We start from the raw sequence: 24,471 nt of genomic DNA on the forward strand, positions 1-24,471 counted from the left end.
TCCTTACTGCGCTGAAGGATCGGTGGTGGACAGATTGGCCTGAGGCGCGGCTTTGTCCTGACTTTCGCTGGCATTGACCTTCGCGCCGGAGCGGACGTTCTGTAAGCCATCGACGATCACCCGGTCGCCCGCTTTCAGCCCTGACGTCACCAGCCATTTGCCGTTGATCATCTCGCCGGTGGTAATGGTTTGCTGCGCCACGGTGTTATCCGCGTTGACCACAAAGACGTAAGGATTGCCCTTGGTGTCATGCATGATCGCCGGCTGCGGTGCCAGGATGCCGCTATCGGCCACGCCCTGCGGGAAGCTGGCGTGGACATACATGCCCGGCAGCAGCACCCTTTTCGGGTTCGGGAATGACGCGCGCATGGTCACGCTGCCGGTTCCCTCATCCACCGTCACTTCCGAGAACTCCAGCTTGCCCTGCCCGGCATAGGTCGAGCCGTCTTCCAGAGTCAGCTTCACCGCTGCCGCATTCTCGCCAACCTGCTTTAGCTTGCCGTCGGCCAGCGCCCGGCGCTGACGCAGCAGATCCTGCGAGGATTCGCTGACATCGACATAGATCGGGTCCAGTTGCTGAATGGTGGTCAGGTAACTGGTTTGGCCGTTGGTCACCAGTGCGCCTTCCGTCGACAGCGAGCGGCCGATATGCCCGCTAATCGGCGCGCGTACCTCGGTGTAATTGAGATTCACCCGCGCCGTTTCCAGATCTGCCTGCGCTTCACGCGCGGCAGCGACCGCATCGTCATAGCTCTGGCCGCTGATGGCATGCGCCGCCGCCAGCGGTTTATAGCGCTGCGCCAGCTTGCTGGCATTGGTTAAGGTCGCCTGCGCTTTGTCATACGCCGCCTGATAAGTGGCCGGATCGATCTGATACAGCGGCTGCCCGGCTTTCACTTCCGCGCCTTCGGTATACAGACGTTTAAGGATGATACCGCTGACTTGCGGACGAACTTCGGCTGTCCGCACGGCAGTGGTCCGTCCCGGCAACTGGGTGAACAGCGTCACCGGCTCGCTTTTCAGCGTGGTGACACCAACCGGCGTCGGCGTATTGCTGGCAGCACCGGGCGAGGCATTCTGGTCGCAGGCGGCCAGCAAAAAAATCAGGCTCGCTGAGAGGATCTGTAAGCGCATGGTGAATTCTCAAGGTGAAAGGAAATAGAAATAATAATGAGAGTGATTATTCTCACAAAAGAGGGCAATTATAGGGAGGTCACCCGGTGAGAAGTGTTAAGTTTCCGCTAAGTTATTTATCAAAACGCTTCCGATAAGCTTTCCGTGCTTAATCCCGTGCTGACGGGCGCGCAAACGATTCCTTTTGTGCTTTTTTGGGACTGAATGCGCCCCTTTCAGCGCTACCAACAATGAGAGGGGCTGGCACGCGCCGACGGAATGCGGTGTCGGATCGTGATGGCTTACCTTACCGTGCGAGCACGGTAATGGCTGTTTAGGGAGTGCAAAGAGTCGGTTAAGAGATGTGAGCAAGTTCGGCAAGTCGCGCGGTTTTTGTGCGCTATGAGGTTAAGCCTGGGGGCATCAGAGAGGGTTTCAGGGTGTTGAAGGTGATGAAGGTGATGAAGGTGATGAAGGTGTTGAAGGTGTTGAGGGTGTTGAGGGTGTTGAAGGTGTTGAAGGTAATGAAGGTAATGAAGGTAATGAAGGTGTTGAGGGTGTTGAGGGTGTTAACCGGAGCGTGTGCGATGCAGGGCAGAGTGCTGCCCTGCATCGCCTGAAAGGATTAATCGCTGTGGGTGGAGTACAACGCGTCCGGCGCCACGTTCATATGCTTCAGGACCGGGCCAATGATGTTACCGAACACCGGCGCGGCAACCGAGCCACCGAAGTGATCGCCTGCGGTTGGGTGGTTAATCATAATCACCAGCGCCACCTGCGGATTACTGGCGGGCGCGACGCCGGCGGTGTAGTTGATATAGCCGCCGTCATATTTTCCGCTGTCGCCCATCTTCTCTGCCGTACCGGTTTTAATCGCCAGACGATAGCCCGGCACCGCCGCACGCACCCCGCTTCCGCCCGGCAGCGCATCGCTCTCCATCATATGCACCACCGAACGCACGGTCTCTTCATCCGCCACGCGGTTGCCGATCACCGGCGGCGTCACCTTGGTGATCGACAGCGGGCGATAAATGCCGAAGGAACCGAGCGTGGCGTATTCACGGGCAATCTGCAGCGGCGTGACGCGCAGGCCATAGCCAAACGAGAAGGTGGCACGTTCGATATCCGCCCAGCGCTCACGGTGCAGCGGGAAGTAGCCGACGCTCTCACCGGTCAGCCCGAGGCCGGTCGGTTTCCCCAGCCCGAACGAGCTGAAGGTGTTGACCAGCACTTCGGCAGGCATCGCCAGCGCAATATGCGACACGCCGATATCGCTCGATTTCTGCAGGATGCCGGTCATGGTCAGGCGCGGCCAGTGGCCAACGTCGCGGATCAGATGACCGTTAACCCGGTATGGCGTGGTATCCAGCACCGAATCCGGGCGAACCAGTTTGCGGATCAGCCCTTCCATCACCACCAGCGGCTTCACCGTGGAACCCGGCTCGTAGCTGTCGTTAATGGCGGTATTGCGCATCTGGTTGGCGGAAACGTTGACGAAGTTATTCGGGTTAAATGACGGGTAAGACGCCATGCCGAGGATTTCGCCGGTATCGATTTTGATCAGCACCGCGGCACCGGAATCGGCCTTGTTCAGCAACACGCCGTCACGCAGTTTGGTGTACATGGTGTACTGATCGAATTTATCGATGCTGAGCTGCACGGTTGGCGGCTGACGCGGCGGTTCATAATTGATCATCGCCACGATATTACCGTGCGCATCCTGGCGGTATTTTTCCACCCCGGCAGTGCCCTGCAACACCTTATCAAAGCCCTTTTCTAACCCGGTCAGCCCGGTGTTATCCGCGCCGACAATGCCGAGCAGCGGCCCGGTGGCATCGCTCATCGGATAGAAGCGGCTGTCGTCATAAACGGTACTGATCCCGGCGAGGTGCAGCGTGGCAATATCTTTGGCGATGCCCAGCTCGATTTTGCGTCCCAGATACAGGAAGCGGCGTTTCGGGTTGGCGTTGATTTGCGCGGCAATCTGCTCAGGGCGTTGATCCAGCGCGTGGGCCAGATACTCCCACTTGTCGCTGGTGAAATCCGGATGGGCTTCCAGCACGCGTTGCGGATCGGCAATGATATCGCGCGACGGCACGCTCAGCGCCAGCGCCTCGCCATTGCGGTCCAGCAGCGTTCCCCGGTTGGTGGGCAGCGTGACGGTACGCAGCGAACGCTCATCCGCCTGCTTTTCCAGCATCGGATGGTTTAACAGCTGTAAATTTCCGACCCATATCAGCAGCAAAACCAGACAGCCGAACACCCCGAGGCAGATCAGACGGAAACGGACAGGATGAAACGGTGATTTTGCCTGGTCTTTTGCCAGTATCTTCTTTAAGCGCGACATGGATCTTCTACTGATGAGGACAGGATAACTGACTGGGAGTTATACAAAAAATGCCGGGGAGATGACAGGGAAACTGTGTTTCAGATCGTGAGTGAACTGTTGCGAGATTCAGAGCATTATGCGCATTTTCAACAGGTTATCCAGACAACCCCGTTTTACAGGCAAAAAAAACCTGCGCATCTGCGCAGGTCGGTGAAACAAAGCATAAAAAATCTTTTTGATGTTCACCCATCAATACCTCTGGGACTTAGACTGTAGCAATCTGGCCGCGTCACTCGCCAGCCAGCATTCGCAACAGTTCTCCGCAAACTGTAACCAGCTATGTGATTCTTAGGCAGTTTTGCAATCTTTCGCCTTTTTGATCTCCACCAGGCAGCTCATGGCGTTCGGCCCCTGCGTTAATGACGAGGTACCGATATCCAGCGTCAGCACGTTTGGGTTACCGGCGCGATCGTAAGGTTGCCAGGCTTTACCAAACCCAGGGTCGAACCAGGCACCGGTGGCAATCAGTACCACCCTTGGGCTGATGCCATCCGACAGCCTGACGCCCGCCAGCATCCGCCCGCGATCGTTACTGACGTCAATCACATCGCCATCGGCAATGCCGCGCGCCGCAGCATCGTCCGGGTGCATCCACAGCGTTTCATGCCCGGCGGTTTTATTGGCCTGCACCGACGGCGTGGCGTCCATCTGGCTGTGCAGACGGTCGCTCGGCTGAATCGAGATCATATGCAGCGGGAAGCGCTGGCTGACCTCGGCCCCCAACCACTCTCGTGGCGGCTGCCATTCCGGATGCGGCGCAAAGTCGGGCAGCTGATAGCCGGCGATGGTTTCGCTGAACAGCTCAATTTTGCCACTGGCGGTTTTGATCGGATGGGCAAGCGGATCCTGGCGAAAATCCTCCATAAACACGAACGGCTTGCCGCCCTGGGGCACTTCCACATGCCCTTCTTTCCAGAAGGTGTCGAAATCCGGCCAGTCAATGCCCTTACGCTGGTGAGCCCCTGCGCACTGCTGATACAGATGTTCGATCCACTGCGCTTCATTGCGGTTTTCGGTGAAGGTTTCACGGTAGCCGAGGCGATCCGCCAGGTCAGCGAAAATATCGAAGTCGTTACGCGCCTGATGCTGTGGCTTAATCGCCTGATGCATTGCCAGCACGAAGCGGTCACGGGACGAGCCGCCAATATCGTTACGTTCCAGGGTGGTGGTCACCGGCAAGACGATGTCGGCCATCTTCGCTGCAGGCGTCCAGACAATGTCCTGCACGATCACCGTATCCGGCCGCTGCCAGCCTTCCACCAGCCGGTTAATCTGCTGATGATGGTGGAACGGGTTGCCGCCTGCCCAGTGGATCAGACGGATCTCCGGGTAGGTGTGCATCTGTCCCTGGAAGTGGTACGGCTCGCCGGGATTCAGCAGCATATCGCTGATGCGCGCCACCGGGATCGCCAGATCGGCAATCGGATTGACGCCGGTCGACATCATCGGTGCCGGCCCTTCCACGCGCGGGTTACCCACGCTGTTCATCGAGCCATGGCCGAAGGAGAAGCCCGCGCCCGGCAGTCCCGGTTGGCCAAGCATCGACGACAGCGCAATCATCATCCAGTAAGGCTGTTCGCCACGGTGCGCGCGCTGAACGGAATAGGAACAGGTAATAAAGCTGCGTTTGCCAATTAGCTGCTTCGCCAGTTGCTCAATGCGCTGCGCCGGAATGCCGGTGATGTCGCTGGCCCACTGCGGCGTTTTTGGCGTGCCGTCGGTTTCGCCCAGCAGATAGCTGCGCAGCTGCGGATAGCCCACGCAATGGGAGCTGAGGAAGGCGGTATCCACCGCGTTCAGCCGTTCCACTTCAAAGCCTAACGCCAGCATCAGCGCGACGTCGGTGTTCGGCCGGATCGGGATCCACTCGGCGTTAACAAACTCCGGGCAGTCATCACGCATCGGGCTGATATTGATTACGGTGGTGCCTTTGGCCGCCAGCTCCAGCAGCGCGGGCTTCAGGCTGTGCTGGCCGGCCCCGCCCGAGGCAACCTGGCTGTTTTTCAGCGCCAGCCCGCCAAAGGCAACGAAGATTTCGCAATGTTCCACCACGTTTGGCCAGTCGGTGACCCGGCCGGTCAGCGGCATATAGGTGCCAATCACATACGGCAGGAAGAATTGTGCCGCGCCCCAGCTGTAGTTACCCAGCTGATCGATGCCGCCGCCGCCGGTAAAGTAGAAGCGGCGGATCAGCGTGCGGGCGTGGTTTACGCGGCCCGCCGACGACCAGCCGTAGGAGCCGTTGAAAATCGCCGAGGGACCGTAACGATCGCGCACCCGGCGGTTCTCTTCAGCCACCAGATCCAGCGCGGTCTCCCAGTCGACCTCAACGAAGTCTTCACGACCACGCAGCGTGCGGTCACTTTTTTCGCGCTTGGCTAACCACGAGCGGCGCACCATCGGCTTCCTGATCCGCTTATCCGAATAGACCAGTTCCGGGATGCTGTTGAGCATCGGCGACGGGTCTTGATCGGCGAAAAACGGCTCACAACGCAGCAGTTTCCCGTCTTCGACGACGGCAGTGAAGGCGCCCCAGTGGGCGAGGTGCGGCACTCTTTTAATGGTCATATGGCGATCCGGCAGGCAAACAATTCTTTTTGGAAGGCCAGAATAGCCTTTTTTTGGAAAGCTGAATATAAACACGCCAATCTCACCGCCAGAATGGACTGAAATATCCAGCTTTGCGACACCGCTGGCATTCTGTGTGCTTGAAGTAACAGGGATTTTCCGCAACACTGAACAGCTATGTAAACGCTTACCCTGGAAGGCTCTTACCGATGGCTACGATAAAGGATGTTGCCAGGCTCGCGGGCGTTTCCGTTGCAACGGTTTCCCGCGTTATTAACAACTCACCGAAGGCGAGTGAGGCGTCACGCCTGGCCGTTACCAGCGCAATGGATGAGCTGCAATACCACCCGAACGCCAACGCACGCGCCCTGGCGCAGCAGTCTACCGAGACCATGGGGCTGGTGGTGGGCGATGTTTCCGACCCGTTCTTTGGTGCGCTGGTGAAAGCCGTGGAGCAGGTGGCTTACGAAACCGGCAACTTTTTACTGATTGGTAACGGTTACCATAATGAGCAAAAAGAGCGCCAGGCCATCGAGCAATTGATCCGCCACCGCTGCGGCGCGCTGGTGGTCCACGCGAAAAAAATTCCCGACGCCGACCTGATCCCACTGATGAAACAGATCCCCGGCATGGTGCTGATTAACCGCGCCCTGCCCGGCTACGAGCAGCGCTGTATTGCGCTGGACGATCGCTACGGATCCTGGCTGGCCACCCGCCATCTGATCCAGCAAGGCCATCAGAACATTGCCTACATCTGCTCGACGCACCCGATTTCCGATACCGAAGATCGCTTGCAGGGGTATTACGATGCGCTGAAGGAACATAACCTGCCGTGCAACGACCGTCTGGTGGCGCTGGGCGAGCCGGATGAAGTGGGCGGTGAACAGGCGATGACCGAGCTGCTGGGCCGCGGCAAGCAGTTTACCGCCGTCGCCTGCTATAACGATTCGATGGCCGCCGGCGCGCTGGCGGTGTTAAGTGATAATGGCGTGCGGGTGCCGGAAGAGATGTCGTTGATTGGTTTTGATGACGTGCTGGTGTCGCGCTATGTTCGCCCGCGCCTGACCACGGTGCGTTACCCGATTGTCACCATGGCGCAACAGGCCGCCGCGCTGGCGCTGGCGTTAGCCAATAATCAGCCGCTGCCAGAAGTGACCAATTTGTTCAGCCCGACGCTGGTTCGCCGTCATTCGGTAGGCACGCCGGACTGATTAACCGGCAAGCGATCGCTGGTAAAGCCGGACAGACCGGTCCGGATAATCCAGCGCATCGCCAATATACTGCCAGCCAAAGCGCTCGTAATAATCCGCACAAGCCGCATACAGATACAGTTGATCGTCGCCGCGCCGGCGGCTTTCCGCCATTACCTTAAGCTGCAACTGCTCGCTCAATCCGCGCCCGCGATAGCTTTCGTCCACGTATAACGCGGCCAGCCACGGAGACAGATCCTGACGGCTGATCAGGTCACAGCGCCACAACCCTACGGTTCCCACCACCCGGTCGCCGTCTGTCGCCACCCAAGTGATCGGCAGGTCCGCGCCGCTCAGGCTGCTGGCCAGAATGCTGGCAAAGAAGGGCCGGCTGTTTTCGCTGCCAAAGGCCTGCCATAACCAGTCGGTGACCGTGTCGATATGCTGTTTCGCCTCCGCTAGCGGCACAATTTTCAGCGTGCTCATACCAGCTTGCCCTGAAAAATCGGCACCGACTCAAACAGATACCCGTCAAAATCTGGGGCATCGGCGTCTGACAGTTCCAGCAGGGATTTCTTCACGTTTTCCAGGTGCTGCCACATCGCCTGCCACGAGCCCATCACATCGCGACGGCGCAGCGCGGCAAGGATGGTCTGGTGATCGCCCAGCCACTTCAGGCGGTAGCTGCGGGTTTCAATATGGCTGCGCAACTGCTGCCAAAGCGGGTTGTTCTCATGATGTCGCCAGATGCTGGTAACGGTATCCAGCAGCATCTGATTTTGCGTCGCGCCCGCCAACAGCAGGTGAAACATCTTGTCGTTATCCTGGCTGGCATCGTTGACCGCAATCGCCTTCTGCTCCTGCTCCAGGATGCGCTTCAGGTTCTCAATGTCCGCTTTGGTGGCCATCTTGGCGGCAAAGGCGGCGATATTGCTTTCCAGAAGTTGCCGCGCCTGCAGCATTTCAAACGGGCCGACGTCGCTGCGGAAGAACGCTTCCTCTTCGTTGCTGATCTCAGAAGGAATGCGCATCACGTACACGCCGGAGCTTTGACGGATATCCACCGTCCCTTCCAGCTCAAGCATCAACAACGCCTCGCGCACGATGGTGCGGCTGACGCCCCAGGTTTCGGCAATGTTTCGTTCCGGCGGAAGTCGTGAACCAACGGGATAATGACCGTCGAGAATTTGCTGGCGCAGATGCTGTCCGATTTCCTGATACTGCTTCTTCTCTTGACCCGCCGCGCCCTTTTCCACGTATTCACCCTTAGCTCGTTAAACATCCTGCCGACCGTGCTTTCCATAATTGCGCACTCTCCTGCTGCGGTCGGCAAGGTAATCTGCCTAGTTTACCAAAGCCAGCGCCTGATCGAGTACTTTTGCTCCATTAAGCGTGCCATAAGCCAGGGTATCAATCACCGCGATAGGAATGTGATAGCTGTCGGTCAGCTTGCGGTTCTCTTCCAGCTTGAAGCGAACCTGCGGCCCCAGCAGCACGGCCACCACGTCCGGGCCATAATTTTGCAGCTCGTCGCGCAGATTCTGCTCAGGAATGGCATAAATCTGGTATTCCAGACCGCGCGCGACCGCTTCTTTTTCCATCCGCGTCACCACCATCGAGGTGGACATGCCTGCGGCGCAGGCTAATACGATACGTTTCATGGTCATTCCTTATTTCATTTCATCATCAAGGGAAAGGGTGAGCTGTCGGCTGTCACGGCGCTGGCGATACCAGTGCGCTGATTTTTTCAGGCGGCGCTGGCGGTCGTTCTCCAGCTCGATTTCCACCAGCCCGTAGCGGTTCTTAAAGGCGTTCATTGGCGAGACGTTGTCGGTAAAGGCCCACAGCATATAGCCCAGGCAGTTAGCGCCATCTTCACGCGCCCGCAGCGTCTGGTAGAGATGCTCGGCGATAAAGGCGATGCGATAGTCATCCTGGATCTGCCCTTCCGCGTTTTTGAATTGCGCTTCATCTTCGATGCCCATTCCGCTTTCGGCGACAAACCACGGAATGTTGCCGTAGTCGTTTTTGATGCGCATCGCCATGTCGTAGATGATGGTCGGCTGAATTTCCCAGCCGCGGGATTTGTTCATCCGCCGGCCCGGCAGTTCAAAATGCTCGTAATAGTAAGCGGGATGGAACGGCGTCTCGGGATGCCAGGCGCGGGATGGTGCTTTGACCCGATGCGGGTAATAGAGGTTGATGCCCACCTCATCCACCCGATACTCGGCAATCAGCTGCAGCTCTTCCGCGCTGACATCCCAGCTGACCTGATGTTTCGCCAGCAGCGCCACCAGCTCCGCCGGGTACTCGCCTTTGATCGCCGGATCGAGGAAAACGCGGTTGTAGAACAGATCGTACATGGCTGCGGCCTTCACATCGTGCGGCGCAGACGACCGCGGATAGGTCACTTCCGGATTAAGGATGGTGCCCACCGTGCCGGGATAGCCCTTCTCGCGGTACAGCTTGACCACTTTGGCGGTGGCCAGGTTTTTGTGGTGATTCCACTGCATCCACTTCAAGGTGTTTTGCTCATACGGCCAGCGCAGCGCATCAAGATAGACGCGGGTTTGCACCACAATCGGCTCGTTAAAGGTGAACCAACGGGTGACCTTGCCGGCATAGCGTTCAAAGACTTTTTCCGCATACAGCAGATAGAGCTCAACTACCCTTTTCGAGCCCCAGCCGCCATACTGCTCCAGCAATACCGCCGGCAGTTCGTAATGTTCCAGGCACAGCATCAGCTCAATGCCCTGCGCCTGCATCTCGGCAATCAGCGCGTCGTAATAGCCGGCGTACTCCTCATCCACCACGCCGTTTTCATAGTCGGTAAGGAAGCGCGACCAGTTAATCGAGGTGCGATAGTGGGTCAGTCCCGCCGCCTTCATCAGCGCCACGTCTTCCTTGTAGCGGTTGATAAAGTCGGTGGCGACTGCCGGACCATAGCCGTTGTGCCAGACGTGCCGGTCGTTCTTGTACCAGGCATCCAGCCAGGAGTCCTGTCCGTCTTTTTTCCCGCTCCAGCCTTCGGTCTGCCACGCTGATGCGGCCGCACCCAGCATAAAATCGTCAGGAATGTTGATGGTGACCTTACTCATTACGTCTCCTTAGTTTTGCGCGAATTCAGGTTGCAAGGCTTTCGCTTCAGCGGCTTCAGCACGGCGCGCGGCAATTTTCACAAACGGCACATAGATCACAATGGACACCAGAATGCAGATGATTTGTGTTACCACCGCGCCCATCGATCCGGCGGTGGAAAGCCAGGCATTGATGATGGGCGGCGTGGTCCAGGGCACCATCACCACCGCTTTGCCGGCAAAGCCCATCACCGTGGCGAAGTAGCCGATCGAACCGGTGATCAGCGGCGTGATGATGAACGGGATAGCGAGGATCGGATTCAGCATGATCGGCATGCCGAAAATCACCGGTTCGTTGATATTGAACAGGCCAGGACCGAAGGAGAGCTTGGCAATTTCGCGCATCTCTTTACGTTTGGTCGCCAGCATCACCGCGCTGAGCAGGCCAATGGTCAGCCCGGAACCGCCGATGCTCATATACACATCCCAGAACGGCATGGTGATGATGTTTGGCGCCTCTTTGCCCTGCTCAAAGGCGTTCATGTTGACCAGAATCGCCCCCAGCAGCAGCGGCTCACGGATCGGTTTCACCATCTGGTTGCCGTGAATGCCAATCACCCAGAACATCTGAGCAACAAACATCAGCAGCAGAATGCCCCACAGGCTCTGCACCACCGACTCCAGCGGCTCCTGCACCACTTTGTACACCGCATCGTAGAGATACATGCCGGTGAAGCGATGGAAGATAAAGCCGAAGGTGGCGATAACCGACACGGTGATGATGGCCGGGATCAGCGCCGAAAACGAGGCGGCGACGTTAGGCGGCACGGTATCCGGCATTTTGATTTTCAGCCGTTCTACGTTCTCCAGGCGGCAGTAAATTTCCACCGAGAGGATGGCGATAAACATGCCGAGGAACAGGCTTTTGGTGTCGGAGAACTGTTTCGCCAGCACATCGGTGACCAGATGCATCTGCCCGTCGACCAGCATGGTGAGCGTGGTTGGCGTCACGGCGATAAAACAGATGATCGCCAGCAGGCCGGGAAACAGCGTTTTTATGCCGTTGATTTTGCCCAGTTCAATACCGATCAGGAACACCGCGCCGATATTGAGAAAGCTCAGGGTGGCGTAGTTGATGCTGGTGGTAATCGGTTTCAGCTCGGCGAGAAAGCCCAGTGCCTGAATGCTGGCGAGGCCGTTTTTCCCGTCCAGCACCATATTGGAGATCAGCACCGAGAACGCGCCGACGATGATGACCGGCATCAGGGTAATGAACGACGACTTGATCGCCATGATGTAGCGATAGCTGTTGAATTTGGTGGCGAAGCTGCCTAAAGAGTCGATGAGTCGATCCTGTAGAGACATGCGTAATACCCTCAGAAGTAAGTGGTGAAGCGTCCCGATATTTTTTCGCCCTGCGGAAGTCCGTTCTTGTGGCATACCAAAAATAGCGAAACCGAACTTATTTTCTGTGACAAAACCCGCAGAAGTGCATATTGGCATTCCGATAGGATGTATTTTCACTATTTGGCATACCAATACCGGAGGCAGGAATGGATTTTGAGCAAACCATGATGGAGCTGTTGATCAGTGCAGGCGAGGCGCGGTCTCACGCGATGAGCGCGATTCAGTTCGCCCGCAAGAAGCAGTGGCAGCAGGCGGATGAGGCGCTGGCCGCGTCGCTGGAAGCATCGAAAGGCGCGCACCATATCCAGACCCAGCTGATTGGCGCTGATGAAGGCTGCGGGAAAGTGCCGGTGACGCTGATTCTGGTCCATGCGCAGGACCATCTGATGAATGCGATGCTGTGCCGCGATCTGGCGGAGGAAATTGTGTTGCTGCGGAAGGAGTTACTGGGTGGAGAGCGTCTGACCGAGGCCTGAACCCGGCCTGCGGTTAGCCGCCTGAAACCCAGGCGGCCGGTTCACAACGTCAGGGATGCCGCTTACAGCTCCAGCGCCAGCAGTTCCTGTATGGTTTGCGGGCGGCGGATCTCACGCGGCTGGCCCGCTTCAAACAGCACTTCCGGCAGCAGCGGGCGGCTGTTGTAGTTAGAGGACATCGACGCGCCGTAAGCGCCGGTGTCGTGGAAGACCAGGTAATCACCCGGTTTAACCTGCGGCAGCGCGCGGGTTTCCACCTTACCGCCTTCCAACTGAGTAAACACATCGCCTGATTCGCACAACGGCCCCGCGACCACGCTGTCGACGGTGTTCTGCTCATCCAGCGGGCGGTCATCGCCGGCGATGGCAGAAATATGGTGGTAGCTGCCGTACATCGCAGGACGCATCAGATCGTTAAAGCCGGCATCCACCAGCACAAAGTGACGGCTGCCCATCGCCTTCACCGCACGCACTTTGGAGACCAGCACGCCAGATTCCGCCACCAGGAAGCGACCCGGTTCAATTTCCAGCTTCACCGGGTGGCCGAGATGTTTTGCCACGCGCTGACGGGCCGCATCCCACAGACCGAAATAGTGTTCGGTATTGATCGCCTCTTCACCGAAGCGATAGGGGATCGACAAGCCGCCGCCCGCCGAGATGGCTTCCAGATCGTGACCTAAGCCAATCACCTGATTAACCATCGCATCACACACCTGCTCCAGGTGGGCATAATCCACGCCGGAGCCGATATGCATATGGATGCCGACCAGCTTCAGCCTGTGTTGCTTGATGGCTTCCAGCGCCAGCACCAAATCGGTATACCAGATGCCGTGCTTGCTGTTTTCGCCGCCGGTATTGGTTTTCTGACTGTGGCCGTGACCAAAACCGGGATTGACGCGCAGCCACACCGGATGGCCTTCAGACACCTCGCCCAGCTGGTGCAGCATATCGACGGAACCGGCGTTGACCGGGATTTTCAGCTCGGCCAGACGTGCCAGCGTCGGCTCATCCAGCACGTCGGCGGTGAAGACAATCTCGTCGCCGCCCGGTGTGAAGCCGGCCACCAGCGCACGCTCAATTTCGCCCAGCGACACCGAATCCACCTTCACGCCTGCGGCGCGCATCAGGCGCAGAATATGGATGTTGGAACAGGCTTTTTGCGCAAAGCGCACCACATCAAACTGCTGCAGCTGCGAGATACGTTCGGCAATGACGCTGGCGTCATAGGCCCAAACCGGTCCACCGTACTGGCGCACCAGCGGCAGCAGGTTGTCACGGGTTAAAGCGGTTTGGGTGTTGGTAAGTAAGCGTGGCATCGGGACTCTCCTGAAGATAATAAGGCTATTACGCCACAGCCTGAACAGGATGAAAAATATCTGTTTTAACGGAGTCTATTCATCCATGATATGACTTCAATCGTCTCCAGGATAAAAGTATGGCTGGCATTACGCTGCGACATATCGAAATTTTTCACGCCGTGGTCACCGCGGGCAACCTGACGGAAGCCGCTGCGTTGCTGCATACCTCGCAGCCCACCGTCAGCCGCGAACTGGCGCGTTTCGAAAAGCTGGTCGGCCTGAAGCTGTTCGACCGCGTGCGCGGCCGTCTGCAGCCCACGGTGCAGGGCCTGCGGCTGTTTGAAGAGGTTCAGCGTTCCTGGTATGGCCTGGACCGGATCGTCAGCGCCGCCGAAGGCCTGCGCCAGTTTCGTCAGGGTGAACTGTCAATTGCCTGCCTGCCGGTGTTTTCGCAGTCGCTGCTGCCGCTGTTTTGTCGGCCCTTTTTGCAACGCTACCCGGACGTCAGCCTGAACATTATTCCGCAGGAATCCCCGCTGCTTGAAGAGTGGCTCTCCGCGCAGCGCTACGATTTGGGGCTGACGGAAACCCGCCTGACGCCGGCCGGAACCGAGCGCACCGAGCTGTTTACCGGTAATGAGGTGTGCGTGCTGCCGGACGGTCATCCGCTGGCGGCGAAAGCCTGCTTAACGCCGGAGGATTTTGCCGGTGAGGATTACATCAGCCTGTCGCGAGCCGACAGCTATCGCCAGCTGCTGGACAATCTGTTTCATGAGCAGGGCGTGCAAAGGAGGATGGTGCTGGAGACGCACAGCGCGGCGTCGGTGTGTTCGATGGTCAGAGCCGGCGTCGGCGTGTCGATCGTCAACCCGCTGACCGCGCTGGACTATGCCGGAAGCGGCGTGGTGATCAGGCGCTTCAGTATTGATGTGCCCTTTACCGTCAGCCTGGTCAGGCCACGCCACCGCCCTTCTTCGGCGCTGGTTGAGGCTTTCTGCGCCCATTTACTTGAGCACATCAGCCTGGTTAACCAGCGCCTTGCGGCGTTATTGCATTAAGCGTTGACGGTCTGCGCCTGTCCACGTGACGGACGGAAGGTAATCAGACAGAGGATCAGGCCGCCGACCGCCAGCACGGCCGCCGCCACCGGCACCGCCGTCAGGCCATAACCGCTGCCAATCACCGCACCACCGGCCCAGGCACCAAAGGCGTTCCCGACGTTAAAGGCGGAGATATTCAGCGTCGACACCAGGTTCGGCGCCTCTTTACCGTGACGCACCACGTTGATCTGCAAACCCGGTACGGTGGCAAAGGTGGCCATCGCCCACAGGAACAGCGTCAGTTCGGCCAGCCACAGCGCATGGCTGGTCCAGCTGAAGATCAGTGAAAACACCGCGATCAGCGAGAAGCTCAGGATCAGGCTCAAGGACAGCTTGCGGTCCGCCAGCTTGCCGCCAAGAATATTGCCCACCGTTAACCCGCCACCAATCAGGAACAGCGTCCAGCTGACGCCTTTGTCGCTGATGCCGGTCACCTGCAACAGCAGCGGCGCAATATAGCTGAACAGCGCAAACATCGCGGCGGCAAAGAACACCGTCATCAGCAGTGACAGCCACAGCTTGCCGTTCGCCAGCGCGCCAATTTCGCTGGCAAGGTGCACCGGCTTTTCATCGCGATTGGTGGGCAGGCTGACAATCAGGCCAATAAATGCCAGCACGCCAATCACCGACACGCCCCAGAAGGTGGCGCGCCAGCCGTACAGCTGACCAAACCAGGTGCCCAGCGGCACGCCAAGCACGTTCGCCAGCGTCAGGCCGGTAAACATTAGCGCCACCGCCGACGCCTGCTTGCCTGGCGCAACCAGACTGGCCGCAACCACCGCACCGATGCCGAAGAACGCACCGTGACAGAGGGCAGTAACGACGCGCGCTATCATCAGCAGGTTGTAGCTATAGGCCAGTGCACAGAGCCCGTTGCCAATAATGAAAATCACCATCAGCAGCATCAGCGTGCGTTTGCGCGGCAGCTTCGCCGTCAACAGCGCCATAATCGGTGCGCCAATGGCCACACCCAGCGCATAACCGCTGATCAGCCAGCCGGCGGAAGGAATGGAGACGCCGAGGTCTCCCGCCACTTCCGGCAGCAAGCCCATAATGACAAATTCCGTGGTGCCGATAGCAAACGCACTCAGCGCCAGCGCCAGTAAGGAAACAGGCATGTCACACTCTCCAAATAAATAACGGTCAGGCCAGAAGCCCGAGGGGGCGTTCCCGGTTGCGGGGATTAAAAGTTTGATTCAGATCACATTAGCAATTAAAGCACAGCTTACCGGCGGCTTATAGATCGGGTCTGTCAAAGGTCTGTTGCTGATATCGCAATAATCGGCAAACTTTTCAGCAGTAAGTGTTATCCCGCTGAATTAACGGGTTAAAAAAACAGCGAAATTGCCATTTTTACGAAATCTTTATGGTCTATAATTTGCTTCATCCGGCTGTTACATAATACTTTCTGAACAATAGCTTCTAAGATTGATCTGACTTTTCCCGCTTCGGGCGACGACAGATTGCCATCTGAGTCAGAAGCCGTAGGCTTTGAGCCTTGTTCAAATGATTAAAGTTTTGCGATGAAGAGCCGATACCTCGAATGGATTCACGGGCGTTTCCTGAGCTGTGCTTGATCGATTCATTACCGAGGAAGAAAGATGCGACGCGCTGTTTGCCTGCTTGCCCTGTTAGCCAGTGGCTGTTCGGTAGGAAAATATGAGTACAGCAAAGAAGCCGAAAAGCGGGTGGATATGACTGTCACCGGCATTCCGACCGTGCTCGGCGTCGGCACGCTGGGCACCACCATTCCGCTGACCGCGGACTACAGCCTGACCGCCGCACACGTCGCCAAATTCTCCCTGTATCGCGTCAAATCCTACCATCCTGAATGCGACCTTGCGGTGGTTTACCATAAGAATGGCAACGTCCCGCCGCCGCATTTCCGCAATGGCCACATTGGCGACAAAATCAATCTGTATGGCTACAGCTTTATCTCGGCGATGCCGGTGGCCTCAACCGGCACCAACCTGGTCAATACCGGGCTGAAGAACGACTGGAACAAGGTCAGCTGCGTGGTGGTGGCATCCGATGCGGGCGTGGTGAAGGGCATGTCCGGCGGCGCGGTGTATAACGCCTCGGACGATTCCATTGGCGGAGTGATTGTCGGCTATTCCAGCCGCATCAACGACCTGAAGTCGGGCAAAGAGCTGTATAAAAACGTTTCCCTGTACGTGCCTTATGCCCGCTTTAAAGACTGGCTGAACGACGCGATCAAATCATAGCCTCGCCCACATCATCGATCGGACAGCATAAAATCAACTGCCGCAGCCGCATGGATCGCGGTGGTATCGAACACCGGGATCGGGCAATCTTCCGCCTGCAGCAGTAAGCCAATTTCGGTACAGCCAAAGATAATCCCTTCCGCGCCCTCGGCCACTAACCCGGCAATCACCTGTTGATAATATGCTTTCGACGCCGGGCTAAACTCGCCCAGACAGAGCTGTTCAAAGATGATGCGGTTTACTTCCTGCCGCGCGGCGGCATCGGGCACCAGGGTTTCAATGCCAAACTCGCTGGCCAGCGGCCCGCGATAGAAATCCTGCTCCATGGTGTAGCGCGTGCCCAGCAGCGCCACGCGGGACATCTTTTGCTGCTGAATGGCTTTGGCCGTGGCTTCCGCGATGTGCAGAAAAGGCAAACCGCTTTGCTCGACGATCGGCGCGGCGACTTTGTGCATGGTGTTAGTACAGAGCACGATGCCTTCCGCGCCGGCTTTTTTCAGCGCCAGCGCCGCATCGGCCAGCATCTGCCCGGCCCGATCCCAGTCGCCGCTGGCCTGACAGGCTTCAATCTCATGAAAGTCCACGCTGTACAGCACCAGCCTCGCCGAGTGCAGGCCACCCAGCCGCTGTTTGATCCCTTCATTGATCAGGCGGTAATACGGCACGGTGGATTCCCAACTCATGCCGCCAATCAGTCCCAAGGTTTTCATCATCGCGTCCTGGTGAAGGGCTAAAAATCAGTCCCTCACTATTCCGCATTCTTCGCTGCGGATCAATTTATCAGGCAGGAACCCACGGACCTTTTACTTCGCTATCAGAAAAACCTTCCGCCAGAATGCGTACCGTTGCGTCGCGCGGGGTGTTATCGCCCTGCCCCTGAATGCTGACGATATCTTGCGGGCAGGCGGAGAAGGCCACAAAGCAATCCATCTCGGCACGCAGCACGATGTAATCGCCCGGCCGGGTGACCACCGGTAGCGTTTTCAGGGTGAGGCCATCCGGCTGCACCTGAATATTCATAAAGATATTAAAGGAGGCCAGGTTGCCATGCGGCAGCGTCACACCCAGCTCGGCCATCCCTTCGTGCAGATTGTCATGGCAGTTACGGTGCGGCTCGGTACAGCCCAACAGCTCATAGCGACGGGCATCGCAGGCGGCCATAAAGGTATCGTGGACGCCAGGCGAGGTGTCGGCAACCACGGTCAAAATGGGATGGCGCTGGTTGGTGATAAAGCTGTCGCCGGTCTTCGGGTTCAGGCGCTGGTTCCAGACACGGGTCGCCTCCATACACATGTATTCGCTGACGTCATCGGCGTTATAGGCCCAGCAGTCGACAACCTGGGTGCCGTGGGTATTGATAACCTGCACCGCTTCGCCTTTTTTCAGGCGGAACGCTTTGCCATGACGCGCCGGGACAAGGTGTTCTTCGCGGCAGAGTGAGTCTTGTTGCATCGGATGCTCCTGGTTAGCCCGGCGAACGGGCGAGATAACGGGTCATCCGCCTCTCGGCCCGGCGGGCAAGATGATCGATAACGCTGCAAAGCAGCCAGTAAATCAGCGCCACCGCCAGATAGATCTCCAGCGGCGCGTAGGTTTCGGAAATCGCCTGTTTGGCGGCATACATAAATTCAGGCACCGACACCACCGACAGCAGCGCGGAGTCTTTAATCAGCCCGATCAGCAGCCCAACCAGCGGCGACAGCATCTGCGGCAGGGTTTGCGGCAGGATCACATCGCTGAAGGTGCGGAACCGTCCCAGCCCGAGAACGCGGGATGCCTCCCACTGACCGCGCGGCAATGCCTCAAGCCCGGCACGCAGGACCTGCGCGATATAGGGCGCGTAATACAATGTCAGTGCCACTACGCCCACCACCGGTGAGGAAAGGGTGATGTCGTATTCGGGCAGCACAAAATAGAGCAGATAAATCACCACCAGCAGCGGCAACCCCAGCGTAACCGAGCTGTAGAAACGCAGCAGCGGTTGCCAGAACGGCGCAGCCCGCATCAGTAACAGTGCCAGGGTTGAGCCGGCAATCAGTGAGGCGATCGCCGCCACCACGCACAGTTGCAGCGTCACCAGCATGCCCTGCCCCAGCGAAGGTGCAGCGGTAATAATTGCCTGCCAGTCCATTACGCTCTCCCCCGCTGTTCCAGCCAGCGCGCCGCCCGGATAAGCGGCAGCGCAATCAGTAAGTAACCCAGCGAAACCAGCAGCATCACCTGCGTGGCCTCATAGCTGCGGGCAATGACAATCTGCCCGGCATAGGTTAGCTCGGTCAGGGCGACCACCGATGCCAGCGGCGTGGTTTTCAGCAGGATGGTAAATTCATTGACTAACATCGGCAGGCTGGCGCGCATCACCTGTGGATTGATGATGTACCACCAGGTCAGCCAGCGGCTCAAACCCAGCGTTCTTGCCGCCTCCAGCTGGCCGCGAGAAACCAGACGCCGGTTTACCCGCAGGATTTCGGCGACATAGGCGCCGCTGTTCATGCCAATCGCCACAACGGCGGCCAGCAGAGGCTGGCCGCCCAGGCCTAACAACGGCAAGGTAAAGAACACCACAAAGAGCTGGACGATGGCGGGCGTGCCGCGCATCAGGCTGACATACAGTCGCCCAATCAGACGCGGCGGCCAGCTGCGGCAGAGTTGCAGGTAGCAGCCGATTTGGCCGAGTACCAGACTCACTAACGCCGCCAACGCAGTCAGTTCAAGCGTGACCAGTAAACCCCGGCCCAGCTCAGGCAGTCCTGCGGTGACTTCTGCATCCAGCCCCAACATCGCGTTATCCGCCCGTAAAGTCGTGAAGATTTTCCGCTACCGACAGCAGCAGCGGCGCCGGCTTATCGTTACCTTCAATGCCGGTACAGCAGGCCGAGGCGATAAACAGCGTATCCTGCACCACGCGGCAGGTAATGCTGTCGCCGGCTTGGGTCAGGTTCGGCTGTGGCCGAATGTCACCGTTGCGGGCCAGCTCAACATGCATAAACAGGTTGATCGGATCCGGCAGCTTCGGCACCGCCATCTGCAAACGAACCAGTTCCGCTTGTACCGCGTCATAGCAGCCCTGCTGCCCCTGATAGCCCTGCGCGCTCAGCCATGCCGTGGTCGAGGCGGGCAGCAGCAAATCGTGGCGGCGAACGCTGTCTTTCCCCAGCACCATCACCGGACGGCGGCGGTTGTTGACCATGCGCATCCCCGAGCCCAGCAGATAGCTGTTGCTGAACACGCGGGTGTGGTGGACCGACAGCCAGACATTCGGTTCAGCCAGGCTGAAACCATACAGGGACGCGACGGCACCGGCGTCTGCCGCAGCGATCCGCAGCAGCTGGCCGCGCAGCACTTTGATGCTGCCGACGGTTCCCGCTGCAACCCGGACGGGTTCAGCCAGGGTACGGGGAGTATCAGAGGCAAAGCCTTCTTTCATTAACAGCATTTCAGGCCTCGCTTAGGGTGTAACGGTCAGAAACGGTGATATCAATCGGGGTGACCTGCAGGCCGTTACCCGGAATAATGTCCTGCGGGCAGGAAGAGACGGCGCAAATGAGGTCGCACAGGGCTTCGAACACAATGCTGTCGCCGGCGCGGCTGTTAGGGTCGGTCACTTCCATCCGGCCATCGGCGGTCACCGGGCCATTCTGGAACAGGTTAAACGGCTCCGGCAGGCTGTAGTAAGTGATGCCAAATGGCTTCATGCCTTCCAGCAGGTTATCAACACAATTGCGGTGCCCTTCGACGCCGAAATCGATACTGAAACGCGTACGATCGCAGGCGGGCACGTTGGCATCGTGGATGCCAATGCTGTCCGAGACAATCTTCAGCATCGGCCGGTTTTCACTGGACCACAGCGCATCGCCCGGCTTAAAGAACAACGAGCGCAAGTGCTGACGGGTGTGAACCGGTGAAAGCTTCTCCTGGATATTCTCAGCGCTGACGGCGACAAAGTCGGCCGCCTGCTGGCCGAGGGTGTCGATAACGGTAATAAACTGGCCTTTACGCACGGTGAACGTCTGGCCGTGTCCGGCGGTAACATGGACATGTTGCTGGCACATAGTCTTATTCCTGCGGGATAAAGTTATCGGCAGGCACGACGATCGTGGTACCAAGGTATTGCTGCTGCAGTTTGGCCAGCTCGCCCGATTTCTGCATCGCCAGAATATGGTCACTGATGGCTTTGTTCAGCGCGACATCGTCTTTACGGGTAGCCCATGCCATCCACTGCGACGGACCCACTTCGCCCACCTGGCTCAGCTTAGCCGGGTATTTTTTGGCGACCGGGGCCAGCACCGCAATATCATCGATAACGAAATCGGCACGTTTGGTCATCAGGGCGCTGACCGTCTGATCCAGCGTATCCACGCTGATAATCTCAATCGGCTTCAGGCCTTTGCTTTTCAGCGTTTCGTTGAAGGTTTTCAGCAGCTGCTCGGGCACGCTGGTGCTTTTCGCCGCGCCGCGCAGGCCGGCCAGCGATTCAATGCTCAGCGGCTTAGCGCTGAATTTTCCGGCTTCATCTTTGCGGATCAGAATGCCGTTAACGGTTTTGCTGTAGGGAACGGTGAACAGCACTTTTTTTGCCCGCTCGGCATTGACGTTCAGCGAGGAGCCTTCGGCATTGAACGAGCCGGAAATCAGACCTGGGATGATGCCGTTGAACGCGGTCTTCTGAAAATCGAGTTTCACGCCGAGATCTTTCGCCACCGACTGCATGATCGAGACGCTGTAGCCGATGATTTCGCCTTTATCGTTGGTGTACTCATACGGCGGAAAAGTGGGGTCAATACCGACGGTCATTTTGCCGCTGGCTTTGATGTCCGCCAGAGTATCTGCCTGAGCGAGGCCGCTGGCGCCTAAGGTCAGCATTGCAGCGAGGAGAAGCGTTATTTTTTTCATTGGTGTTTCCCATGGTGTTGGTGAAGTGCCTGTCAGAGCTAATTCACCTTTCGTGCCAGTTTTGCGCTGGCCCGTTTTCACGGGAGAGGAGGAAATTCCTTTTTCCTTTAAAATCACTGAGAAACAATTGTTTCTTTAGTGGGTAATATTTTTTCTCGGGTTTCTTTGGCCCTGTTTTCGCCATTTTTGACGGTGATTGAGGTGAACGTTGACGGTGCAATAACGCGCGGCGATTGCACTAAAAGCGTGCAGCTATTCCAGTTCGTCGAGCCACTGGTGGATGTTTTCGATCAACGCCAGCCGATCGCTACTGGCTTTGCCTTTCTCACGGGCCACCAGCGAGCAGAGAAGATTGCAAATGCCTGACAGAGAGGCGGTGCTGTCAAAGATCAGGCTGCCTTCCGTGTGGCAACGGATGATCCAGCTGGCCTGCTTCGCCGGTTTACCGGAGAGCACATCCGACAGATAAAGCATCGGCACCTTCAGCTCATTTAAGGCGTTCATCGCGCTATTCAGAGCCGGCATACGACGCCGCAGTCCGACGCAAATCGCCACATCTTCCGGGCCTAATGCGGCCAGAGATTCCGCCAGTGAATCCCCTGCTTTTGGCAGCAGCTGTACGTCGCGATGAACATGAACCAGATCGCGGTAGATCAGCGAGGCGATGGTCTGGCTGTGCCGCCAGCCAAGCACCACTACGCGGCGCGCTTGAGCAATCGCGCTGACCACATCGGCCAGCTGTTGGGCATCCAGCGAACGGTAGGTATTAACCAGGTTGGCAATTTCGCGCTCCAGATGGCTCTGGATCAGCGAATCCAGGCCCGAGGTTGCCTGAAACTGTTGCAGATAAAGGGGCGATCCGCCGCTTTGCAGCTCGCGCACCTGACGACGGGCGGCGTCAAAGCTTTCGTAGCCCAGATGTCGGAAAAAACGGGTGGTGGTGGCTTTAGAGACGCCAGCGCTTTGCGCCAGTTCCGTTGCCGTGTTCATGGCCAGCTGACCGGGTGCCGCAAGGATCACATCCGCTAAACGCTGCTCATGGGCTGAGAGTTGATCCCAGCACTGTCTGATGCGGCTCTCAAGCGAGGCCTGTTTCGCGCTCATCTGTCTTCCTGATGAAAAAAACCATCCTGCAAAGCGCGTGCCCGCTTTTCGCAGGGATCTAAAAAAGGGGCGAATTGCTTCGCCCCTTTTGCTGTTTTTTACGACGACATTACTTGCCCGATGGACGCATTGCCGGGAACAGGATCACGTCACGGATGGTGTGGCTGTTGGTAAACAGCATCACCATACGGTCGATCCCGATGCCCAGACCGGCCGTGGGTGGCAGGCCGTGCTCCAGTGCGGTCACGTAGTCTTCGTCATAGAACATGGCTTCGTCATCGCCCGCATCCTTGGCATTCACCTGCTGCAGGAAACGCTCGGCCTGATCCTGAGCATCGTTCAGCTCGGAGAAGCCGTTACCGATTTCACGCCCGCCGATAAAGAACTCGAAGCGGTCGGTGATTTCCGGGTTCTCGTCGTTACGACGCGCCAGCGGGGACACCTCAGCCGGGTATTCGGTAATGAAGGTCGGCTGGATCAGATGGCTTTCTGCGGTCTCTTCGAAGATCTCGGTGACCAGACGGCCCAGGCCCCAGCTCTTCTCGATTTTGATGCCCAGTGACTGCGCGATGGCGGCCGCTTTATCAAAATCGTCGAGGTCGGCGAGGTTGGTTTCCGGACGGTATTTCAGGATCGCTTCTTTCATCGTCAGCTTGTCGAACGGCTTACCGAAGTCGAACTCCTGCTCGCCGTAAGGCACCACGGTGTTGCCGAGAATGTCCTGAGCCAGCGTACGGAACAGGCTTTCGGTCAGTTCGATCAGATCTTTGTAATCCGCATACGCCATATAGAGTTCCATCATGGTGAACTCTGGGTTATGACGTGGCGAAATACCTTCGTTACGGAAGTTACGGTTGATCTCAAACACGCGATCGAAACCGCCAACCACCAGACGCTTCAGATACAGTTCCGGCGCAATACGCAGGTACATATCGATATCCAGCGCATTATGATGGGTGGTAAACGGACGGGCAGACGCCCCGCCAGGGATCACCTGCATCATGGGGGTTTCCACTTCCATAAACTCGCGGCCAACCATAAAGCTGCGGATACCCGCCATGATTTGCGAACGAATTTTGAAGGTTTTACGCGACTCTTCGTTGGCGATCAGATCCAGATAACGCTGACGGTAGCGGGTTTCCTGATCGGCCAGGCCGTGGAACTTGTCCGGCAGCGGGCGCAGAGCTTTGGTCAACAGACGCAGTTCGCTACAGTGGATCGACAGCTCGCCGGTTTTGGTTTTGAACAGCTTACCGCGCGCGCCGACGATGTCGCCAAGGTCCCACTTCTTAAACTGCTCGTTGTAGATGCCTTCCGCCAGATCGTCACGGGAAACGTACAGCTGGATGCGGCCGCCGACGTCCTGCAAGGTGACGAAAGAGGCTTTACCCATGATGCGACGGGTCATCATACGACCGGCCACGCTCACTTCGATGCCCAGCGCTTCCAGCTCTTCGTTCTCGCGTCCGTCGTATTCAGCATGCAGCTGTTCGGAGATGTGGTCACGGCGGAAATCGTTCGGGAATGCCACGCCGTTTTCACGCAGCGCGCTGAGTTTTTCGCGACGTGCTTTCAGTTCGTTATTCAGCTCAAGTGCGACGTCAGCGCCCTGCGGTTGTTGTTCAGACATG

At 57.8% G+C, this 24,471-nt stretch carries 24 protein-coding genes; 4 read left to right on the plus strand and 20 right to left on the minus strand.

Annotated elements, in window-relative coordinates; genetic code table 11:
• Positions 1-3 precede the first annotated feature (3 nt).
• From EBC_RS19735 to EBC_RS19750, 4 genes are all read right to left on the minus strand, one after another.
• Positions 4-1,134, minus strand: coding sequence for an efflux RND transporter periplasmic adaptor subunit (locus tag EBC_RS19735; protein ID WP_013203614.1), 1,131 nt, complete (start codon positions 1,132-1,134; stop codon positions 4-6).
• Positions 1,135-1,513: 379 nt separating this feature from the next.
• The gene (locus tag EBC_RS26200; protein WP_013203615.1) at positions 1,514-1,726 is read right to left on the minus strand and encodes a hypothetical protein; all 213 of its coding nucleotides are present in this window, start codon (positions 1,724-1,726) and stop codon (positions 1,514-1,516) included.
• A 12-nt stretch (positions 1,727-1,738) separates the two neighbouring features.
• The gene (locus EBC_RS19745; protein ID WP_013203616.1) at positions 1,739-3,460 is read right to left on the minus strand and encodes a penicillin-binding transpeptidase domain-containing protein; all 1,722 of its coding nucleotides are present in this window, start codon (positions 3,458-3,460) and stop codon (positions 1,739-1,741) included.
• A 330-nt stretch (positions 3,461-3,790) separates the two neighbouring features.
• Complete coding sequence (locus EBC_RS19750; protein ID WP_013203618.1) at positions 3,791-6,070, minus strand: molybdopterin guanine dinucleotide-containing S/N-oxide reductase; 2,280 nt, start codon at positions 6,068-6,070, stop codon at positions 3,791-3,793.
• 209 nt (positions 6,071-6,279) lie between these two features.
• Between EBC_RS19750 and galR the strand changes: the two genes are divergently transcribed.
• Positions 6,280-7,281, plus strand: a complete 1,002-nt coding sequence (galR, locus tag EBC_RS19755) for an HTH-type transcriptional regulator GalR (protein ID WP_013203619.1) — start codon at positions 6,280-6,282, stop codon at positions 7,279-7,281.
• Here galR and EBC_RS19760 read toward each other — a convergent pair whose 3' ends face one another.
• The 5 genes from EBC_RS19760 to EBC_RS19780 form a co-directional block, all read right to left on the minus strand.
• Positions 7,282-7,746 (minus strand): GNAT family N-acetyltransferase, encoded by a 465-nt coding sequence (locus tag EBC_RS19760; protein ID WP_013203620.1) that lies wholly within the window; start codon positions 7,744-7,746, stop codon positions 7,282-7,284.
• Positions 7,743-8,516 (minus strand): FCD domain-containing protein, encoded by a 774-nt coding sequence (locus EBC_RS19765; RefSeq protein WP_013203621.1) that lies wholly within the window; start codon positions 8,514-8,516, stop codon positions 7,743-7,745. The genes EBC_RS19760 and EBC_RS19765 overlap by 4 nt, the downstream gene beginning before the upstream one ends.
• 87 nt (positions 8,517-8,603) lie before the next feature.
• Positions 8,604-8,921: a PTS sugar transporter subunit IIB gene (locus EBC_RS19770; RefSeq protein ID WP_013203622.1), complete on the minus strand. Its 318-nt coding sequence runs from the start codon at positions 8,919-8,921 to the stop codon at positions 8,604-8,606.
• A 9-nt stretch (positions 8,922-8,930) separates the two neighbouring features.
• On the minus strand, positions 8,931-10,358 hold the full coding sequence (locus EBC_RS19775; RefSeq protein WP_013203623.1) for a glycoside hydrolase family 1 protein: 1,428 nt from the start codon (positions 10,356-10,358) through the stop codon (positions 8,931-8,933).
• A 9-nt stretch (positions 10,359-10,367) separates the two neighbouring features.
• On the minus strand, positions 10,368-11,702 hold the full coding sequence (locus EBC_RS19780) for a PTS sugar transporter subunit IIC (RefSeq protein ID WP_013203624.1): 1,335 nt from the start codon (positions 11,700-11,702) through the stop codon (positions 10,368-10,370).
• 188 nt (positions 11,703-11,890) lie between these two features.
• Here EBC_RS19780 and EBC_RS19785 point away from each other — a divergent pair, with 188 nt between their 5' ends.
• Positions 11,891-12,220: a PTS lactose/cellobiose transporter subunit IIA gene (locus EBC_RS19785; protein ID WP_013203625.1), complete on the plus strand. Its 330-nt coding sequence runs from the start codon at positions 11,891-11,893 to the stop codon at positions 12,218-12,220.
• Between the two features lie 62 nt (positions 12,221-12,282).
• Here EBC_RS19785 and lysA read toward each other — a convergent pair whose 3' ends face one another.
• Positions 12,283-13,536, minus strand: a complete 1,254-nt coding sequence (lysA, locus tag EBC_RS19790) for a diaminopimelate decarboxylase (protein WP_013203626.1) — start codon at positions 13,534-13,536, stop codon at positions 12,283-12,285.
• A gap of 119 nt (positions 13,537-13,655) precedes the next feature.
• Between lysA and EBC_RS19795 the strand changes: the two genes are divergently transcribed.
• Positions 13,656-14,576 (plus strand): LysR family transcriptional regulator, encoded by a 921-nt coding sequence (locus tag EBC_RS19795; RefSeq protein WP_013203627.1) that lies wholly within the window; start codon positions 13,656-13,658, stop codon positions 14,574-14,576.
• Here EBC_RS19795 and EBC_RS19800 read toward each other — a convergent pair.
• Complete coding sequence (locus tag EBC_RS19800) at positions 14,573-15,736, minus strand: MFS transporter (protein WP_013203628.1); 1,164 nt, start codon at positions 15,734-15,736, stop codon at positions 14,573-14,575. The two genes, EBC_RS19795 and EBC_RS19800, sit on opposite strands and share 4 nt — an antisense overlap.
• A gap of 483 nt (positions 15,737-16,219) precedes the next feature.
• Here EBC_RS19800 and EBC_RS19805 point away from each other — a divergent pair, with 483 nt between their 5' ends.
• Positions 16,220-16,843: a hypothetical protein gene (locus EBC_RS19805; RefSeq protein ID WP_013203629.1), complete on the plus strand. Its 624-nt coding sequence runs from the start codon at positions 16,220-16,222 to the stop codon at positions 16,841-16,843.
• A gap of 11 nt (positions 16,844-16,854) precedes the next feature.
• Here the strand turns inward: EBC_RS19805 and EBC_RS19810 are convergent, their stop codons facing one another.
• The 9 genes from EBC_RS19810 to lysS form a co-directional block, all read right to left on the minus strand.
• On the minus strand, positions 16,855-17,553 hold the full coding sequence (locus EBC_RS19810) for an amino acid racemase (protein ID WP_013203630.1): 699 nt from the start codon (positions 17,551-17,553) through the stop codon (positions 16,855-16,857).
• A 70-nt stretch (positions 17,554-17,623) separates the two neighbouring features.
• Positions 17,624-18,295 (minus strand): DUF1989 domain-containing protein, encoded by a 672-nt coding sequence (locus EBC_RS19815; RefSeq protein ID WP_013203631.1) that lies wholly within the window; start codon positions 18,293-18,295, stop codon positions 17,624-17,626.
• 13 nt (positions 18,296-18,308) lie between these two features.
• Positions 18,309-18,974, minus strand: a complete 666-nt coding sequence (locus tag EBC_RS19820; RefSeq protein ID WP_013203632.1) for an amino acid ABC transporter permease — start codon at positions 18,972-18,974, stop codon at positions 18,309-18,311.
• Positions 18,974-19,624 (minus strand): amino acid ABC transporter permease, encoded by a 651-nt coding sequence (locus tag EBC_RS19825; protein WP_013203633.1) that lies wholly within the window; start codon positions 19,622-19,624, stop codon positions 18,974-18,976. Before EBC_RS19825 ends, EBC_RS19820 begins: the two co-directional genes overlap by 1 nt.
• Positions 19,625-19,628: 4 nt before the next feature.
• A complete protein-coding gene (locus tag EBC_RS19830; RefSeq protein ID WP_013203634.1) occupies positions 19,629-20,279 on the minus strand; it encodes an urea carboxylase-associated family protein in 651 nt (216 codons plus the stop codon).
• Between the two features lies 1 nt (position 20,280).
• On the minus strand, positions 20,281-20,895 hold the full coding sequence (locus EBC_RS19835) for a DUF1989 domain-containing protein (RefSeq protein WP_013203635.1): 615 nt from the start codon (positions 20,893-20,895) through the stop codon (positions 20,281-20,283).
• 4 nt (positions 20,896-20,899) lie between these two features.
• The gene (locus EBC_RS19840) at positions 20,900-21,736 is read right to left on the minus strand and encodes a transporter substrate-binding domain-containing protein (protein WP_013203636.1); all 837 of its coding nucleotides are present in this window, start codon (positions 21,734-21,736) and stop codon (positions 20,900-20,902) included.
• 252 nt (positions 21,737-21,988) lie between these two features.
• Complete coding sequence (locus tag EBC_RS19845) at positions 21,989-22,840, minus strand: MurR/RpiR family transcriptional regulator (RefSeq protein ID WP_013203638.1); 852 nt, start codon at positions 22,838-22,840, stop codon at positions 21,989-21,991.
• A gap of 109 nt (positions 22,841-22,949) precedes the next feature.
• Positions 22,950-24,470 carry a lysine--tRNA ligase gene (gene lysS, locus EBC_RS19850; protein WP_013203639.1) on the minus strand — a complete coding sequence of 507 codons (1,521 nt, stop codon included), beginning with the start codon at positions 24,468-24,470 and terminating at the stop codon, positions 22,950-22,952.
• Between the last annotated feature and the right edge of the window lies 1 nt (position 24,471).

The sequence above is a fragment of the Erwinia billingiae Eb661 genome (genome assembly GCF_000196615.1).
Classification (GTDB): domain Bacteria; phylum Pseudomonadota; class Gammaproteobacteria; order Enterobacterales; family Enterobacteriaceae; genus Erwinia; species Erwinia billingiae.

What these genes read in the sequence shown, in the direction of transcription:
- EBC_RS19770 (WP_013203622.1), bottom strand. Translation starts at nt 8,921, where the DNA reads ATGAAACGTATCGTATTAGCCTGCGCCGCAGGCATGTCCACCTCGATG.
- lysS (WP_013203639.1), bottom strand. Translation starts at nt 24,470, where the DNA reads ATGTCTGAACAACAACCGCAGGGCGCTGACGTCGCACTTGAGCTGAAT.
- EBC_RS19760 (WP_013203620.1), bottom strand. Translation starts at nt 7,746, where the DNA reads ATGAGCACGCTGAAAATTGTGCCGCTAGCGGAGGCGAAACAGCATATC.
- EBC_RS19840 (WP_013203636.1), bottom strand. Translation starts at nt 21,736, where the DNA reads ATGAAAAAAATAACGCTTCTCCTCGCTGCAATGCTGACCTTAGGCGCC.
- EBC_RS19805 (WP_013203629.1), top strand. Translation starts at nt 16,220, where the DNA reads ATGCGACGCGCTGTTTGCCTGCTTGCCCTGTTAGCCAGTGGCTGTTCG.
- EBC_RS19835 (WP_013203635.1), bottom strand. Translation starts at nt 20,895, where the DNA reads ATGTGCCAGCAACATGTCCATGTTACCGCCGGACACGGCCAGACGTTC.
- EBC_RS19830 (WP_013203634.1), bottom strand. Translation starts at nt 20,279, where the DNA reads ATGCTGTTAATGAAAGAAGGCTTTGCCTCTGATACTCCCCGTACCCTG.
- EBC_RS19750 (WP_013203618.1), bottom strand. Translation starts at nt 6,070, where the DNA reads ATGACCATTAAAAGAGTGCCGCACCTCGCCCACTGGGGCGCCTTCACT.
- EBC_RS19775 (WP_013203623.1), bottom strand. Translation starts at nt 10,358, where the DNA reads ATGAGTAAGGTCACCATCAACATTCCTGACGATTTTATGCTGGGTGCG.
- lysA (WP_013203626.1), bottom strand. Translation starts at nt 13,536, where the DNA reads ATGCCACGCTTACTTACCAACACCCAAACCGCTTTAACCCGTGACAAC.
- EBC_RS19785 (WP_013203625.1), top strand. Translation starts at nt 11,891, where the DNA reads ATGGATTTTGAGCAAACCATGATGGAGCTGTTGATCAGTGCAGGCGAG.
- EBC_RS19825 (WP_013203633.1), bottom strand. Translation starts at nt 19,624, where the DNA reads ATGTTGGGGCTGGATGCAGAAGTCACCGCAGGACTGCCTGAGCTGGGC.
- galR (WP_013203619.1), top strand. Translation starts at nt 6,280, where the DNA reads ATGGCTACGATAAAGGATGTTGCCAGGCTCGCGGGCGTTTCCGTTGCA.
- EBC_RS19815 (WP_013203631.1), bottom strand. Translation starts at nt 18,295, where the DNA reads ATGCAACAAGACTCACTCTGCCGCGAAGAACACCTTGTCCCGGCGCGT.
- EBC_RS19810 (WP_013203630.1), bottom strand. Translation starts at nt 17,553, where the DNA reads ATGAAAACCTTGGGACTGATTGGCGGCATGAGTTGGGAATCCACCGTG.
- EBC_RS19845 (WP_013203638.1), bottom strand. Translation starts at nt 22,840, where the DNA reads ATGAGCGCGAAACAGGCCTCGCTTGAGAGCCGCATCAGACAGTGCTGG.
- EBC_RS19800 (WP_013203628.1), bottom strand. Translation starts at nt 15,736, where the DNA reads ATGCCTGTTTCCTTACTGGCGCTGGCGCTGAGTGCGTTTGCTATCGGC.
- EBC_RS19745 (WP_013203616.1), bottom strand. Translation starts at nt 3,460, where the DNA reads ATGTCGCGCTTAAAGAAGATACTGGCAAAAGACCAGGCAAAATCACCG.
- EBC_RS19780 (WP_013203624.1), bottom strand. Translation starts at nt 11,702, where the DNA reads ATGTCTCTACAGGATCGACTCATCGACTCTTTAGGCAGCTTCGCCACC.
- EBC_RS26200 (WP_013203615.1), bottom strand. Translation starts at nt 1,726, where the DNA reads ATGCAGGGCAGCACTCTGCCCTGCATCGCACACGCTCCGGTTAACACC.
- EBC_RS19735 (WP_013203614.1), bottom strand. Translation starts at nt 1,134, where the DNA reads ATGCGCTTACAGATCCTCTCAGCGAGCCTGATTTTTTTGCTGGCCGCC.
- EBC_RS19795 (WP_013203627.1), top strand. Translation starts at nt 13,656, where the DNA reads ATGGCTGGCATTACGCTGCGACATATCGAAATTTTTCACGCCGTGGTC.
- EBC_RS19820 (WP_013203632.1), bottom strand. Translation starts at nt 18,974, where the DNA reads ATGGACTGGCAGGCAATTATTACCGCTGCACCTTCGCTGGGGCAGGGC.